This is a genomic window from Williamsia muralis (genome assembly GCF_002735905.1).
Taxonomy (GTDB): Bacteria; Actinomycetota; Actinomycetes; order Mycobacteriales; family Mycobacteriaceae; genus Williamsia; species Williamsia muralis_A.
The window spans coordinates 889,672-905,820 of sequence record NZ_PEBD01000004.1 but is presented as its reverse complement, the minus strand read 5'-3'; the positions used below and the strand labels follow the sequence as shown (position 1 = coordinate 905,820).

Below are 16,149 nucleotides of genomic sequence, written 5' to 3'. Positions count from 1 at the left end.
TCTTAGTCCGATCGGCCATATCGCTGGGCCGCTGATGGCGCTGTAGTTGAGGACATGGACGCCATCACCACACCCCCACCTGCCCACAACGAGCCCGTGCACACCTTTGCCCCCGGATCTCCGGAACGCTCACGGATCGTGGCCACCCTGGCCGAGATGAGTTCGACCGACCCGATCGAGCTCCCCCACGTCATCGGCGGCACACATGCCAGTGGTTCGGGTGCCGCGGTCGCGGTGGTCCAGCCACACGCGCATCACGAGGTGCTGGGCACACTGACGAATGCGACCACACATGACGCGCGCAGAGCGGTCGACGCTGCGCTCGCCGCGGCGCCGGACTGGGCGGCAACATCTTTCGACGAACGCGCATCCATTCTGCTTCGGGCTGCGGACCTCCTGTCGGGACCTTGGCGCGAGAAGATCGCCGCCGCAACGATGCTGGGTCAGTCGAAGAGCGTGCAGCAGGCCGAGATAGATGCGCCGTGCGAGCTTGTCGACTTCTGGCGGTTCAATGTCGGGTTTGCTCGCGAGATCTCGGCCGAGCAACCCGTCTCCAGCCCAGGGGTGTGGAACCGGCTCGATCATCGCCCACTCGAGGGCTTCGTCTACGCCATCACCCCGTTCAACTTCACCGCGATCGCCGCGAATCTACCGACCGCACCGATGCTCATGGGCAACACGGTGGTCTGGAAGCCGTCACCGACGCAGACCTACGCCGCGTATATGACCATGCAGCTACTGGAAGCCGCAGGCCTTCCCCCGGGCGTCATCAACATGGTCACCGGCGACGGCATTGCCGTGTCAGACGTCGCGTTGGCCGACGAGAACCTCGCAGGCATCCACTTCACGGGCTCAACCGCCACATTCCAGAATCTGTGGCGGGAAGTCGGAAGCAATATTCAACGCTATCGCGCCTATCCCCGGCTCGTCGGCGAGACGGGAGGCAAAGACTTTGTCGTGGCGCATGATTCGGCCGAGCCCGATGTTCTGCGCACGGCTTTGATCCGCGGCGCGTTCGAATACCAGGGCCAGAAGTGCTCGGCAGCCTCGCGCGCGTACATCCCGAGGTCGGTGTGGGGCAAGATGGGCGACGACTTCCTGCAAGAAGCCACTGCCCTCTCCTACGGAGATGTCCGCGACCTCACCAACTTCGGCGGCGCAGTCATCGACAGACGCGCTTTCGACAAGGCGGTCAACGCAATCGAACGGGCGAAGTCAGTTCCATCATTGACGATCGCGGCGGGCGGTGACTACAACGACTCGGAGGGGTACTTCGTACGTCCGACGGTACTGCTCAGTGACGACCCCGCCGACGAGGCCTTCCACAAGGAATACTTCGCTCCCATCCTCGCGGTGCACGTATATGACGACGGAAAGTTCGATTCTGTTGTACAGGAGATCAATTCATCGGCAAGCTACGCACTGACCGGGGCAGTGATCGCCGATGACCGCACCGCCGTCGAAGCCGCAATGACCGGGTTGCGCAACGCGGCCGGCAACTTCTACGTCAACGACAAACCCACCGGCGCCGTGGTCGGGCAACAGCCGTTCGGTGGCGGGCGCGCCTCGGGTACCAACGACAAGGCGGGGTCGAAGCAGAACCTGATGCGCTGGACATCGACACGCACCATCAAGGAGACCTTCGTCCCGGCGACGTCGGCGGGGTACCCGCACATGGAGCGCGACGACGCCGGGCGCGGTGAGTGACATGACCGGGATGACCGCGGGTGCGGCACGCACCATCATCATGGCTGCCGCCTCCAGCGACCGGATCAAGCGAACCGCTGAACGAGTCCCGGTGACCCGGAACGTGGTGTCGCGCTTTGTCGCCGGCGAATCCCATCGTGAGGTGATGGAGGCCGGGGTCGGGCTGTTGAACTCCGGTCGGATGATCTCCATCGACCACCTCGGTGAGGACACCACCGACGAAACCCAAGCCGACGCGACCGTGCAGGCGTACCTGAAGTTGATCGGGATGTTGGGCGACCACACCGAGTCGGTCGCCGGCTCGCATCCGGTGGAGGTGTCCCTCAAGCTGTCGGCGCTCGGCCGCGCCTTGCCCCGGCATGGCGAGAAGATCGCTTTGGAGAATGCCCACCGGATCGCAACCGCAGCCGAGGACGCGGGAGTGTGGGTGACCGTCGACGCCGAGGACCACACCACCACCGACTCGACACTGCGGATTGTCCGTGAATTACGGGCCGACTTTCCGGCACTGGGAACGGTCCTCCAGTCGTACCTGCACCGGACCGAGGACGATTGCCACGAGTTCTCGGCTCCTGGCTCGCGGATCCGGCTCTGCAAGGGCGCCTACGCCGAACCCGCCGAGGTCGCCTTCCAACGCAAACCGGATGTCGATGCGGCCTATGAACGCTGCTTGCGGGTGCTGATGACTGGGCAGGGATACCCGATGGTGGCCAGTCACGATCCGGCGATGATCGCTGCCGCAGCGGCCATGGCGACCGAAGCCGGGCGCGCCACCGACGACTGGGAACACCAGATGCTCTATGGGATCCGGAGCGCCGAACAACTCCGTCTCGTCGGCGAGGGCCGTCGAGTCCGTGTCTACGTTCCATTCGGGTCCCAGTGGTACGGCTATTTCATGCGCCGCCTGGCCGAACGTCCGGCGAACGTCGCGTTCTTTCTGCGAGCGTTGGTGTCTCGGGGGTAGGTCGGTTCTGTCGGTTGAAGTCGGAGGATGTGGGTCCTGTGGGTGCAGACCCTCCGACTCCAGCCGCAACCTCCGGCTGCAACCGGAGGAACTCACCGCAGTCGGAGGGATTAAGCCGCGAGCAGCCCACCACGACAGGCGAACCCGCCGCAGCCAGCCAAAGTCGGAGGATGTGGGTCCTTGGGTCCAAACCCTCCGACTTCAGCCCAACCTCCGGCTGCAACCGGAGGAACTCACCACAGTCGGAGGATGTGAGCCGCGAGCAGCCCACCACGACAGGCGAACCCGCCGCAGCCAGCCAAAGTCGGAGGATGTGGGTCCTATGGGTGCAAACCCTCCGACTCCAGCCACAACCTCCGGCTGCAACCGGAGGAACTCACCACAGTCGGAGGATGTGCCACCTCAACCGGGGATTACGCCACCGCGGATCAGCGCGGATCGCAGTTTCGCATGCAGGCGACCTGGATTGAGGAGGTCATCCCACGACCACCGGACAACCACGATTCCCATGGCGCGAAGCCGGTCCTCTCGCAATTTTTCGCGGTACACGGCATCCTCGGGCCGCTCGCCTTCCACAAGGGTCCCGAGGTACTTGATCCGCCCGTCGAACTCGCCGACGACCTTCCCGTCCCAGTCGAAATCCGTTCGGCCGATCAGTCCTTCCGCATCGAAGAACTCCGACTGCAACGTCGGCATCGGGATGTTTGTCCAACCCGCCATCAAGGCACGGCTGACCGATTCACCAACGGATTCCGCGTCCCCGTCAGCCGTCAGTAGTGCGCGACGCAACATCCCGATCCCGGCGGCGTGTGGGGTTCGCGCCGCGATGGCGTGTAATTGGTCCAGCGATACGCCCGACCTCAGGGCATCGTCCAGTGCGGCGACGGCCTGTTCGAACGTTCCCGCCCGTGCCACATCACACGCCGTCACTGCTCGGCTGGTCACCCGAATCCCGTCGATGAGCACGATGTCGGTGTCGGCCAAAAGGGCGTGGTGGACGTGAACGTCTCCCTCCCGCTTGCCCTTGGTCTGCGCAATCAAGTGGACACATCGCTGGTCCGGCCGAAAGAGCTGCATCCGGTGGCATACCGCTGCCGACTGATGGCTCACGACGCGAACTCGCGAACGTCCGGCAACGGCGATCACGCGCCGGCGGTACTCGTCATCCGGCGAAAGCGGAACACCGTCGGCAGGCGCCGAAACGCCGCGGACTACCGGCTGGATGATTCCGGCCCGCCGAGCCGCTCTCAGCTGCGAGTCGCTGCCGAACCCGCCTTGGACCACTGTCTTTCGTCGGATGAGCCCGAACTCCGATGACTGCATCTACCCATCGTCGTTGCCCCCGCCGACCAGGTACCGCCAAAAAGCGGCCCTCTGTGGATAGTTTGGAGTGTGTGCACAGGTCCACACCCTCCGACTCCAGTCACATCCTCCGACTGCAACCGGAGGAACTCACCAAAGTCGGAGGAGGTGGCCACAAGACGCACATTCACCCCACACCCTCCGACTTGAGTCACATCCTCCGACTACAACCGGAGCAACTCACCACAACCGGAGGAAATGGCCACAGCCCGCACGTCCGCCACCACACCCTCCGACTCCAACCACATTCTCCGACCACAACCGGAGGAACTCACCACACTCCCCCCGACAACTCAATACCCGATGAACCGGTCAGTGTGCAGACGCCACGGCTGCCAGCGCAAGGCGGGTTCTGCGCGAATCAGCATGGGCTTGAGCGCAGAGAGCATCATCGGCGGGCCAGAGAGGTAATAGTGCGCGCCGGGGCGTGCGACAGCAGCGACGTCATCAACACTCACCAATCCCCCAACCACGGTGATCACCTGGGCTCCACGGGCGCGTGCCGCATCCAGCACATCGCCGTACACGAGGCGGTCCTCGGAGTTCGCGGCGTAGATCAGCGAGACCTGGGTGAGGTCGGTGTCGCCGCGCGCCGTGAGGTCGGCGAGCATCGACCGGAATGGCGTGATACCGATACCGCCGGCGATGAACACCATGGGAGAGCGCAGGTTTCGCGGCAGAGTGAAGTCGCCGCCCACCTCGTCGACGTACAGTCGACGCCCCGCACCGTCTTCGATGAGACGCCGCTTGAACTCCGAGGGACGGCCGCTGACGGTGAATCCGAAGCGGGTGGTGCCCTCCCCCGGCGCCCCTGCCAGGGACAGAACCCTACGCGTGCCCTGCTTCTCGGGAGCCGGACTCCATGTGGGATCAGAGATCTGGGCCCATTGCCCGGGCCGGAACCGCAACCCCGGTGAGGCCAGCACCTCGTATGTGTCGGTGCCGATCGGCTGCACGGACTCCACCTCGAGTACGTGCCGCCTCGACTGTCGGCCGACAACAAACGTGAACAGGCTGCCGGCCAGCAGCGCTATCTCCGGTACGAACTCCAATGTGTACTCGGACGTGATCTCGAAAGACTGATTCCAGTACATCAACACGGCGACAAGAGCGGCGTAGACGAGAGTGGGAATTCGACTGGTCGGCGACGACAAGGGTTCGGTCAGCATGATGGCCGCCACGAAGAACAGTGGCGTGGACTGGAAGCCGAGCTGAAGCGCGTCGCCCACGGGTGTGCCGTTGTCGGCCGCGACCACGATCATCGTCAAGACGGCCACTGCAAGGAAGAACCCGACGAGCCACCACTCGCGCAGCTTCCACACCACCGCGGCACCGACGACGATCATCGCGACCATCAACGGTTCGGCTGCGATCCACCAAACCGGGTACGGGAACGGCCCGACCGAGAAGTACGCGAACAGATAGCTCACCACCGCCCCGGCCACTGCCGGGTTCACGATGTGTCGACGACGCACGGCGACAACGTATTTGGAGGCACTGGCAATCGCGGCCGCGAGAACGAGTCCCCACGCACTGTCGGTGTCGGTGAGCCCGGGGAAGATGAAGAACAGGATCAGGGCGGTGATCAACCACGACTCGCTACCCGGCGGCACCCGCACGATGGCGGCGCAGAGATATGTCACGGCGGCACAGACGACCACGAGAATGGCCAGTGATCCGAGCAGTTCGGTTGCGGTGTAGGCGAAGTCGGCGCCGGACGCGGCGACGATGATTGCGTAGGCCGCCAGGATCGCCAATGCGATCAACACGAACCGGTACATCGACAATCGGTCCACGGCGCGGACGATCTTCATAGGAAAAGCTCCAGTTCTCTGGCGTGCGAATGTTCGACCGTGCCGTTGGCGCGCACCACAACGTAGTCGAACGAGAAGTGGCTCAACAGCTTCTGCGCGGGAGTGAAGAACAGCGCCGTGGACAGTCCGTCTGCGATCATGGTGTCGTCGGCGATCACCCAGGTCGCCAGCACCTCGCGGGTCGGCGCGGACGTGACGGGATCGACGATGTGGTGCCAATCGGCCCACGCGCGGCGGTTGCCCGCGGAGCCGCAGATCGCGTTGTTCTCGATGACCACCGTGCCGATGGCCTTGGTCGGGTCGGTGGGGTGTTCCAGCGCGATGCGATGAGGTGCGGCACCGGCCCTGATGTCACCGCTCCCGTTGACCAGGTACTCATCGAAGCCCGCCGCTTTCACCAGTGCGCTGACGCGGTCCACCGCGAATCCTTTGCCGGTGGCCCCGACATCCAGCAGGCACGGAGACCGTACCTCCAGCTGACCCTGCCAGCCGCCCAGCACGTCGTCCCAGGCCGGGACGGTCGCAATCGTCTCGCCCGGCTGCAAGGTGTACTCGGCGTCGTATCCGGCGTCTGCCAGGGTTTGCCCCACCATGGGCGTCACCATCGCGCCGGTCAGTTCGTACAGCGTGCGGTGCAGGTCGAGCAATGGCTGGTCGGACGGCTCTACCGGGTAGGTGCCGGGCGCGCGGGCGATCGACGCGACCAACGAGTCTGGCCGGAACCGAGACCAGGTGCGGTCGATGCGATCGAGTTCACCGAGGACCGAGGCCTGCAACACTTCGGGCATGGCCTGCGGCAGGGTGATGTCCCAGGCCGTGCCCAGAGCGGTGAACGGCCACTCGTTCGAATCGGTCACAACAACGCGGGTGTCGATCAGGCCGCGGCTTCGGTCTTGATCTGGTCGATGGCGTCGTTGAAGCCCCCTGAGGTGAGGGATGACCCGGACACCTTGCTGACGTCGAGCTCGTCGATGCTCTTGCCGACCACCAGTGCGTCGATGCCGCTCTTGAACTTGCCCTGGAAGTCGGCCGAGGTGCCCTTGGTCTGACTGGTGTCCACCGACAGCGCGGTGATCACCGAGTTGGACAGGGTGACGGTGACGCCGAGTTGCTGTTCGCCGCCGGGTGATTGGTAGGAGCCGACGGCGGTGTATTCGCCGTTCTTGTACGCCGAGGTGGCTGCTTCGTTCTGTACTGCGCTGGTGTCGGCAGCGGTGCTGTTGGCCGCCGCGGTCGTCGAGCTTGCTGCGGTGCTGCTCCCGTCGTCGCCACAGGCGGCGATGGCCGCTCCCGCTGCTGCAATGACTGCAGCGACCTTGCCCGCGTTGACGATTCGGCTGTTGTGGAATGAAGTCGATGTCGAGGTCATGGCTCCATACTGCCGCTTCGGGGTCGACCGTGGTCCGTTTCGCGGGCCTTTGCCAGCAGACTCTCAGATCTCAGCCCGCTTTAAGCGGACTCGTTGTAGAACTGGATTTTTTACCGTCCAGCTGCGGCGATCCGCGCCGCGACCGCGTCGATGAACACGTTCGAGATGTCGGCGGGCGTCTCTGCAACGTAGCTGCTTCCGCCGGTGGCGTCCGCGATCTGCTTGAGTGATTCGGCGTCGGCGTCCTCGGTGATGCCGATGGTGAGGATGAGCACCGGTCTGGCCGGATCCTCGAGCCGTTTCAGCTCGGCGAGCAAACCCTGGAGGCTGATCGAGTTGTCGTCCTCGTTCTGGCCGTCGGTCAGGAGGATGACGCTGTTCGAATAGTTGGGGTCATAACTGTCCTGGACCTCCTTGAACGCGGCGAGCGTCGTGTCGTAGAGCCCGGTGGCGCCGCCCACCCGACCCGGAAGCGTCACGATCTGCGACTCGAGGTATTTGCGATGGGTCTGGCCATCGGCATCAACGGTGTCGAGGCGTTCGATGGGAGCGATCGGCAACCAGTCCTGATCCGGTCCACCCATGTCGATGGAGAACAGCCACGCCCCCAACGCCGAGTTGTTCGGGAAGATCTTCAGGCCGTTCTGGCTGGCCTCCACGAGCATATCGGCCCGGGTTGACGTGCCAGCCGGTTCACGCATCGAACCGGACGCGTCCTCCACCACCAGCGTGCGGATCGGCACTCCGAGAACTGCCCATTGCCTGAGCGCTTTCTCTTCTTGCGCAGGGTCTTTGAGCGTCAGCACCTTCACCACGCCCACGCCCCCTTCCGGCGACGGCGCATCGATTGCCGTGCGGAATCCGGCGGTGGTCAGCGCTGTCGCGCCGTCGTCGGACGTGATGTGTTCGGCCAGTTGTTCGCCCGCTGCCGCCACGATCTCTTTCCGAGCTGACGACGCGGTGTTGAGCATTGGATAGTCGAGAATCATGGTCCCGTCGGCGGGGATCGCGGCTCGCAGACCACTGTTGGGGCTGGTGTTCTGGAACTCGATGAAGTGCTGCTCGCTGACCACTGTCGGCGACTCGCTGCCTGCGGCCACCTGGAGCCGGTCGACATCGGAGTCGCCCCCGATGCGGGCGTTGCCCTGCTGCAGCGCCAGCAGGGTCATTCCATCGGTGAACTGCTTGCGGTCGATGGCCCCGGCCTGTTCGGCCGCAAGCGCTCCGACGATCGGCGCGTCGCCGGTGCTGGAGTCGATGGGGTTGCCAAGGCGCAGGCCGGGCAGCTTCATGACGTCGACCCAATTGGTCAGCGCCGGAACATCTTTACCCGCCAACACCACTGGACTGGCCGCAACGGATTCGGCGATCACGTCGCGCTGCACGCGGGCCTGGTCGGTCACCTTGCGGGCGCGGGCCTGCGAATCGGCGATCCACAGGTCGGGCGCCTGATCACCCTTGGTGAGCTGGCCGGCGACGTTGGCGCCGCTGACCGCAGCCACGTTGAAGTCGTAACACGAGTCGGCCGACGCCTCGGCCGCCAGGGGCTTGAGGGTCGCAGCCATCGACGGATCGGCGATCACCGACACCGCTTCTCGCGAGTCACAGTCGCTGCCGGACGACGCCCAGACCGTCCGCCAGAGAATCAACCCGGCCACCAAGACCGCGACGACAACCAGCGCCAGAAGCGCCCAGCGGGCGCCGCCGCCCCCACCGCCACCCCGACCGCCGTCTCGGCCCTCGCTGAATCCGAAGTCGTCATCGGCCCTGCTATCGACCCCATGTCGACCCATGCGTCACCCACCCTGTTGTTTCGAGGTTCGCCGGATTCTATCCACAGCGAATCAGGAACGAACACCCCAGATGGTGGCGGGCAGACGCCAGACCCGGCTCGCCCTCAGGTCTGGCGAACGGCTCTACGGTCAGGAGTACAGATCGCGAAAGTTCTTCAGGGATTGGTTGATCTCACCTTTGAGGACCTTCGCGGTACTGCGAATGATCAACGACATCATCGGCGACCCGGTCAGGTTCACCTCGAGACCCACCTTTGACCCGCCCTTGGCGGGCTCCACCATCAGTGTCAGGGTGACCGTCACGCCACCCTTGCCGTCACCCTTCAGGTCTACCTTCCGGGGCGGATCGAACGCATCCACCACCCAGTCGAAGCGGAGTTTGGCATTCTTGGCCCCGATGACCGAGGACACCTTGGTGCCCTTCTGGATTTCTTCGGGGCTGGGCAACTCGCTACGCCAGCCATCGTGCAGAGTGAGCCACTCGCCATACCGCGAGAGATCGAGAACATGCGCCCACGCGTCTTCCGGGGACTGGTTCACGTCGATCGAATCTTTGACCTTTGCCATAGGTGCGACGTTAGCGCTCCCACACCGGCAACCGGTGGACCGCAGCCATCGGTGTCATGCCGGGCAGGTGTCCGGGGCGGGTTCACCAGCGAAGCGATCGCCGATCCAGTCGATCGCCGGGCCTGTCACACCGAGATTGGTGTGCCCGCCGTCGGGCTTGCGAACCACCTCGATGACGTCGCCGCCGGCACACGCACGCTGCACTGCTGCAGCGGTCCATGCGGGCAAGATGATGGAGTCCTGGTCGCCGAATGCGACGAAGAGTGGTCCGGCCGCCCGGCCCGCAGGCAACGCATCTTGCTTCAGGATCGTGCGGATGCGTTCCACTGCCTCCTGATCGGCGACGGCCGCGTCTCCAGGGGCGACGCTCATCGCCGCACTGAATCGGTCCACCAAGAATGTGGGACCGCAGGAGGTGAAGACGTCGGCGTTGTCGGCCAGCCCTCCGCGTATGTAGTCGCCCGCGTCGAAATCGGGGTACACCTCCCTCAACCCTGCGATGAGGTTGGGGATGAAGATCTTCTGAGCGTCGGTGTACGTCATCTGGGTTCCGGCGTCGGTGATCGGCGAGAGGTCGGCAGCCGGTGCCAATGCGGCGGCCCCGACGAACTCGAGATCCTGGCCGTAGTCGTCGGCGTGATCGGCGGACGCCCATGCGGCCTGGCCCCCCTGCGAGGCGCCCATTGCTGCCCACCGGTTCGAGGTGTCCGGAACGAGATTTCGGGCGGCACGCACAGCGTCGATCATGTTGTAGGCGATCGTCTTCGGTTCGAGGTACGGGTGGCCGGGCGCATCCTCCACCCAGGTACCCAGCCCCTGGTAGTCACTGGCCGCCACCACGTATCCGCGTCTGACCAGTCGCGTGATGGCACCGTCTTCGCCGAGAAGATCGGGATAGTCCGACGGACCGCAACTCTCGTCGGTACCTGTTGTGCCGTGACCGAAGGCGACGATCGGCCAGCCGCCCGCGGGCGGCTCTCCGTTCGGGACGGCGATCACTCCCGACACCTCTGTGCCGAACCCGCCCTGGTATCCGGCGGTCGAACGATAGACGACACGCGTCACCTCGGCCACATCACTCAGGTCAGAACTCGCCTGGAAAGGCATCTGCTCGACGATGTCGCCGCGCTCGCCGGCCGCCGGAGCCGGCGGACGGTTCGAATCCGGGGCCGGGACAGACGAGGACTGGGCAGACGACGGCGGCGAGGACGCGGCCGTTCGACCGTTGTCCTCGCCGCCGGCGCACGCGCTCACCGACAGCAGCACAATCGCTGCTGCCGGGATCGCCTTACCGAGGAGGCTGATGACCGGGGTTCTGGTGGCCGGGGTTGTTCCCGTCCTGCGCGAACTTCCGGGCAGCATCTGCACCCTTCCGGATCTGGTTCGAGTACTTGCCCTTGGTGGCCTTGTTGACCGCGCTGGCGCCCTGGTCGATGAGTTTGGTGTTCTTGCTCAGCGTGGACTTGCCCTTGTTGACCAAATTCTTGAAATCCATGCCACTCCTATCTCCGGATCGCCGATGCTCTCACGCCGGCGATCTTTGCTCTTGCGGATTCGATTTAACTTTACTAAACCACGCCGCAATTGTCGGGTTCAGTCGCCACAGCACTTCCACGGCAACGATACCGATCGCCGATGCAATGACTGCAATTCCGGTTTTGCTCCAGTCAGTCGGGTCGAGTTTGAACAGTTCCTGCGTGAACGGCAACGAGAAGATCAGCACGTAGGCCAGTGCCGAGCCGACCAGCAGCACGACCTTCCACCAGTTGTACGGTCGCGCGACCACCGCGAGCACCCACAACGCGATCGCGATCAGGGTGATCAGGGCCGTCGTGGCCGCCTGCGTCTGCTCCGGGGTCATCTCGATCGAGTCCTTGCTACCGAGCGCAACACCCTTCCCGCCGGGATAGACCAGTGCGTACGCCACGAACGTGCACACGGCGATCACGATGCCGGACGGAATGGCCAATCGCAGCACCCTGCCGACGAACCCGCCGCGCGCGCGTTCGTTGTTGGGTGCCAGCGAGAGGACAAACGCCGGCACACCGATGGTGAACCACGCGGAGATCGTGACGTGGATGGGCTGGAACGGGTAGGAGATGGGCGTGAAGCCGAACAGTTTCCCGGCCACCCCTGCGATGCCGATCATCAACGCCAGGAGCACCGCGTACACGGTCTTGGTCAGGAACAGGTTGGAGACACGTTCGATGTTGCCGATGACCCGCCTGCCCTCGCCGACCACGTAGGGCAGCGTGGCGAACTTGTTGTCGAGCAAGACGATCTGGGCCACCGAGCGGCTGGCCGAACTACCCGACCCCATCGCCACGCCGATGTCGGCGTCTTTGAGGGCCAGGACATCGTTGACACCGTCGCCGGTCATCGCGACGGTGTTGCCACGGCCCTGCAACGCCCCCACCATCGCGCGTTTTTGGTCGGGCCGTACGCGACCGAAGGTGGTGTGGCCGTCGAGGACGTCGGCGAGCTCGTCTTGGTCGGTCGGCAGACTCCGCGCATCGACGGCGTCGTCAACGGTTCCCAGGCCCAGCGAGCCCGCCACCGCGCCCACCGAAACGGCGTTGTCGCCAGAGATCACCTTCACCGAGACGTGCTGGGATGCGAAGTAGTCCAATGTCTCGCGGGCGTCGGGACGAACGCGTTGCTCGAGTGCGATGAGTGCCCGCGGCACAACGTTTCCCGGAGCCGACAGGCCGTCGTCGCTGGGAGTGTCGACCGGCTGATCGGTGGAGGCGAGTAGCAGAACCCGCAGTCCTTCCGAGCCCAGTTCCGTTGCGCGCGCCGCGGTCTCGCTCGCCGGATCGAGCAACATGTCAGGGGCGCCGAGCAGCCAGTTGCCCTGGTCCTGGGCGGTGGTGGTGTCCTGGAACGAGATCCCGCTCCACTTCTTTGCCGAGGTGAACGGCGCGACGTGGGTCACCGACCACTCCGGCGCGACGGGGTAGGCCTCGGCCATCGCCTGCACACTGGCGTTGGGGCGTGGGTCGTGCGCCGCGAGGGCGGCCAGTGCCTCTTCGAGCTGGGCGCGATCGTCGCCGAGCGGAACCAGTTGCGCCAGCCGCATGCCGTTCTCGGTGAGCGTGCCGGTCTTGTCCGCACACACCACGTTGACCCGGGCGAGGCCCTCGATGGCCGGCAACTCGTTCACCAGACATTGTCGACGACCCAGCCGCACGACCCCGACGGCGAAGGCGATCGACGTCATCAGCACAAGGCCCTCGGGAACCATCGGCACCAGCGCGGCGACCATTCCCAAAAGGGCTGCCTTGATGCCGTTTTCACTGATGAACAGCTGGTTGACGATTGTCAGCAGCCCAGCGGGGATCAGAAGCCAGGTGATGATCCGGAGGATCTTGTCGATCCCGTTGCGGAGTTCTGAGTTGACGAGGGTGAACTTGCTGGCTTCCTCGGCGAGCTGCGCCGCGTACGCGTCGCGGCCGACCTTGGTCGCCCGGTAGGCACCCGAACCCGACACCACGAAGCTGCCGGACAGGATCGAATCACCCACCGACTTGAAGACGGCGTCGGCCTCACCGGTCAGCAGCGATTCGTCGACGTCGAGCGCTCCCGCTTCGACGGTCTCTCCGTCGACAACGATCTGGTCTCCGGGCCCCAACTCGATGATGTCGCCGAGCACCACCTCGCTCGGCGCGATCTCGGCGGCCACCCCGTCTCGGCGCACCATGGGCCGGGTCTGCCCGACGATCGCAAGCGCGTCGAGTGTTCGCTTGGCCCGGATCTCCTGGATGATTCCGATGCCGCTGTTGGCGATGATCAGTAACCCGAAGGCGCCGTTGATGATCGAGCCGGTGGTCATCACGATGATGAACAGCACACCCAAGATGGCGTTGATGCGGGTGAGGACATTGGCGCGGACGATGTCGAGGACGCTGCGACCCGATCGATCCGGTAGGACGTTGACCTGGCCGGCGGCCACGCGTTCGGCCACCTGCGCGGCGGTCAGGCCTGTGGTGGCGTGTGTTTCGCCGAGCGTGGTCATGCTGCGCCCTCCCACCAGGACTGGGTGTCGAATCCGTGGCCGGATCGCGACGGTACGTCGAAACGCGCACCGGGCATCGGGGTGATCACGGGAATCTGTTCGGCCTGGGCTGCAGGCAATAGACGTTGGACCGGATCTGCCCATTCATGCAGGGCCAAATTGAAGGTGCCCCAATGAATCGGCAGCAGCAACGACTCGGACAGATTGGCGCTATTGAGCATTCGGTGCACTCTCACCGCCTCTTCCGGATTGAGGTGGATGTCGGGCCACAGCCGGTCGTAGGCGCCGATCGCGATCAGGGACAGCCCGAACGGACCGTGGTCGGTGCCGACCTGCTCGAACGCATCGGTGATTCCGGTGTCGCCGGAGAAGAAGAAGTTGTGTCGAGGTCCGGCAACCGCCCAACTGGCCCACTGGGTGGTGTTGCGCTGCAGCCCGCGTCCCGAGAAGTGGCGTGCGGGAGTGCAATTGAAGGTCAGCTCGCCGATCGTGATCGAGTCACCCCAGTCAGCCTCGTGAATACGTTCGGGGCTGATGCCCCAGTACTCGAGGTGCGCGCCGACGCCGATCGGGGCGACGAACGCCGCCTCGGGATGGGTGGCAGCGAGTTTGCGAACAGTCGCCGTGTCGAGATGGTCGTAGTGGTCGTGACTGATGAGCACCACATCCAGCGCGGGCAGATCCGCCAGCGCATGGGGTACCGGGTGCATTCGCGCCGGTCCCACGAGGCTCGACGGTGAGCACCGTTTGCTCCAGACGGGGTCGGTGAGGATGCGGTATCCGTCCAGTTCGACGAGAACGGACGCGTGTCCCATCCAGGTCGCGGCCAGCTCGGCTGCGACATCGGGCAAGGGCGTCACATCGAACTCCAGCGGTCGTCGCGGCTTGCCGATGTCGCCGCGACGGAGCATCGCCAGTGCGGCCGCCCGATCCCCTTCCACCGGTGTCGGCGGCTCGACGTTGCCGAAGTTGCCGCCGGTTTGATGCGGCGAATGGTTGATGTGCGATAGCACAAGGTCTTTGGGTGCACCCATCGCTCGGAACACCTCGGACCCGGCGCCCACGCCGGCCGCGGTGAGCGCTACGCCAGCTGTTGCCGCACTGGTCAGAAGCCTTGGACCGGTCATGAGATTGGGAAGACGCACCACGGAAGCACACACTACCGGCCAGGTGGGGTGGGCGACCGGGACCGACCTTGCCTCGCCCCGCCCCACTCCCCCCGAACGGCTGAAACAAAGGCACCGTCGGGGGTTTACACGTCGGAATATCCAGGGGTATACCTGACTTATATAGACCATAGTCAGATATGAGGAGGCCGCAATGAGTTCGATCGTCGACGCTGTCATCGTCGGAGCAGTCAGGACCCCGATCGGTAAGGGCAAATCAAACGGTGCGCTGCACGACGTGCACCCGGTGGACATGTTGGCCCACAGCCTCACGTCTCTGGTGGAACAGACCGGTATCGATCCGGCACTGATCGACGACGTGATCACCGGAAACGTCACACAGGCCGACGAGCAGGGCCAGAACATCAGCCGCAATGCGGTGCTCGCCGCGGGATTCCCGGAGACCGTTCCGGCCACCACCGTGAACCGGCAATGCGGGTCGAGCCAGCAGGCCATCTCATTCGCCGCACAGGCCGTGATGTCGGGTGTGCAAGACATCGTGGTCGCGGCGGGCGTGGAGTCGATGAGCCGCGTACCGATGATGTCCGATGTCCGAGACGGCGCAAACCCATTCGGCGAAGCGCTCTTGCGCCGCTACCCAGAAGGGTTCATCCCCCAGGGGTACAGCGCAGAACTGATCGCCGCGGACTGGGGTTTCTCGCGCACCGAACTCGACGAGTTCTCGATCGCCAGCCACGAGAAGGCCGCCGAGGCCACCAAGGCCGGCCGATTCGAGAGAGAGATCGCTCCCCTCGCGGGCGTGTCGACCGACGAGATGATCCGCCCAGGCGGCACAGTCGAGCAATTGGCCGGACTCAAGGCCGCGTTCTACAACCCGGCCATGGAACAGCGGTTCCCGCAGATCGACTGGCGGATCACCGCGGCCAACTCGAGCCCACTGTCCGATGGCAGCGCCGCGGTACTGATCATGAGCAGCGCCAAGGCCAAGGAACTGGGCCTGACACCTCTGGCCCGATTGCACAGCTTCTCCGTGGTCGGCTCCGACCCGATCTACATGCTCACGGGTGTCATCCCAGCGACGCAGAAGGTCCTCGAGAGAGCGGGCCTGCAGATCTCGGACATCGATCTGTTCGAGGTCAACGAAGCCTTCGCACCTGTGGTGCTGGCCTGGGCCAAGGACACGGGGGCCGATCTCGGCAAGACCAACGTCAACGGTGGCGCGATCGCACTCGGCCATCCCCTTGGCGCCAGCGGAGCACGCATCATGACCACCCTGGTCAACGCCCTCGAGCAAACCGGCGGCCGCTACGGACTGCAGACGATGTGCGAGGCCGGTGGGCTCGCCAACGCAACGATCATCGAACGGCTCTGAACTCGGTTGTCGACCATCAACGCATGACGCGCCACCCCCACCTGGATGGCGCGTCTTTG

The 16,149-nt window shown here is 64.8% G+C and carries 13 protein-coding genes; 3 read left to right on the top strand and 10 right to left on the bottom strand.

Annotated elements, in window-relative coordinates; genetic code table 11:
- Positions 1–54: 54 nt before the first annotated feature.
- Together pruA and CSW57_RS04920 are read left to right on the top strand one after the other, a co-directional pair.
- The gene (gene pruA, locus CSW57_RS04925; protein WP_099381672.1) at positions 55–1,707 is read left to right on the top strand and encodes an L-glutamate gamma-semialdehyde dehydrogenase; all 1,653 of its coding nucleotides are present in this window, start codon (positions 55–57) and stop codon (positions 1,705–1,707) included.
- 1 nt (position 1,708) lies between these two features.
- A complete protein-coding gene (locus CSW57_RS04920) occupies positions 1,709–2,671 on the top strand; it encodes a proline dehydrogenase family protein (RefSeq protein ID WP_099381671.1) in 963 nt (320 codons plus the stop codon).
- Positions 2,672–3,073: 402 nt separating this feature from the next.
- Here CSW57_RS04920 and CSW57_RS04915 read toward each other — a convergent pair whose 3' ends face one another.
- The 10 genes from CSW57_RS04915 to CSW57_RS04870 form a co-directional block, all read right to left on the bottom strand.
- Positions 3,074–3,994 (bottom strand): type IV toxin-antitoxin system AbiEi family antitoxin domain-containing protein, encoded by a 921-nt coding sequence (locus CSW57_RS04915; RefSeq protein ID WP_099381670.1) that lies wholly within the window; start codon positions 3,992–3,994, stop codon positions 3,074–3,076.
- A 332-nt stretch (positions 3,995–4,326) separates the two neighbouring features.
- A complete protein-coding gene (locus CSW57_RS04910; RefSeq protein ID WP_099381669.1) occupies positions 4,327–5,847 on the bottom strand; it encodes an oxidoreductase in 1,521 nt (506 codons plus the stop codon).
- Entirely contained in the window at positions 5,844–6,704 is an 861-nt protein-coding gene (locus CSW57_RS04905; RefSeq protein ID WP_223249037.1) for an FAD:protein FMN transferase, read from the bottom strand. The genes CSW57_RS04910 and CSW57_RS04905 overlap by 4 nt, the downstream gene beginning before the upstream one ends.
- Positions 6,705–6,721: 17 nt before the next feature.
- Positions 6,722–7,216 (bottom strand): FMN-binding protein, encoded by a 495-nt coding sequence (locus CSW57_RS04900; protein ID WP_030170287.1) that lies wholly within the window; start codon positions 7,214–7,216, stop codon positions 6,722–6,724.
- A 110-nt stretch (positions 7,217–7,326) separates the two neighbouring features.
- Entirely contained in the window at positions 7,327–9,009 is a 1,683-nt protein-coding gene (locus tag CSW57_RS04895; RefSeq protein WP_099381668.1) for a substrate-binding and VWA domain-containing protein, read from the bottom strand.
- A gap of 129 nt (positions 9,010–9,138) precedes the next feature.
- Positions 9,139–9,576, bottom strand: coding sequence for a type II toxin-antitoxin system Rv0910 family toxin (locus tag CSW57_RS04890; protein ID WP_099381667.1), 438 nt, complete (start codon positions 9,574–9,576; stop codon positions 9,139–9,141).
- 54 nt (positions 9,577–9,630) lie between these two features.
- Positions 9,631–10,938 (bottom strand): lipase family protein, encoded by a 1,308-nt coding sequence (locus CSW57_RS04885; RefSeq protein WP_099381666.1) that lies wholly within the window; start codon positions 10,936–10,938, stop codon positions 9,631–9,633.
- On the bottom strand, positions 10,865–11,071 hold the full coding sequence (locus CSW57_RS04880) for an antitoxin (protein WP_023962599.1): 207 nt from the start codon (positions 11,069–11,071) through the stop codon (positions 10,865–10,867). Before CSW57_RS04880 ends, CSW57_RS04885 begins: the two co-directional genes overlap by 74 nt.
- Before the next feature lie 30 nt (positions 11,072–11,101).
- Positions 11,102–13,591, bottom strand: coding sequence for an HAD-IC family P-type ATPase (locus CSW57_RS04875; protein ID WP_099381665.1), 2,490 nt, complete (start codon positions 13,589–13,591; stop codon positions 11,102–11,104).
- Positions 13,588–14,718, bottom strand: a complete 1,131-nt coding sequence (locus CSW57_RS04870; protein WP_099382056.1) for an MBL fold metallo-hydrolase — start codon at positions 14,716–14,718, stop codon at positions 13,588–13,590. Before CSW57_RS04870 ends, CSW57_RS04875 begins: the two co-directional genes overlap by 4 nt.
- 193 nt (positions 14,719–14,911) lie before the next feature.
- Here CSW57_RS04870 and CSW57_RS04865 point away from each other — a divergent pair, with 193 nt between their 5' ends.
- The gene (locus CSW57_RS04865; RefSeq protein ID WP_099381664.1) at positions 14,912–16,090 is read left to right on the top strand and encodes a thiolase family protein; all 1,179 of its coding nucleotides are present in this window, start codon (positions 14,912–14,914) and stop codon (positions 16,088–16,090) included.
- The last annotated feature ends 59 nt before the right edge of the window (positions 16,091–16,149 follow it).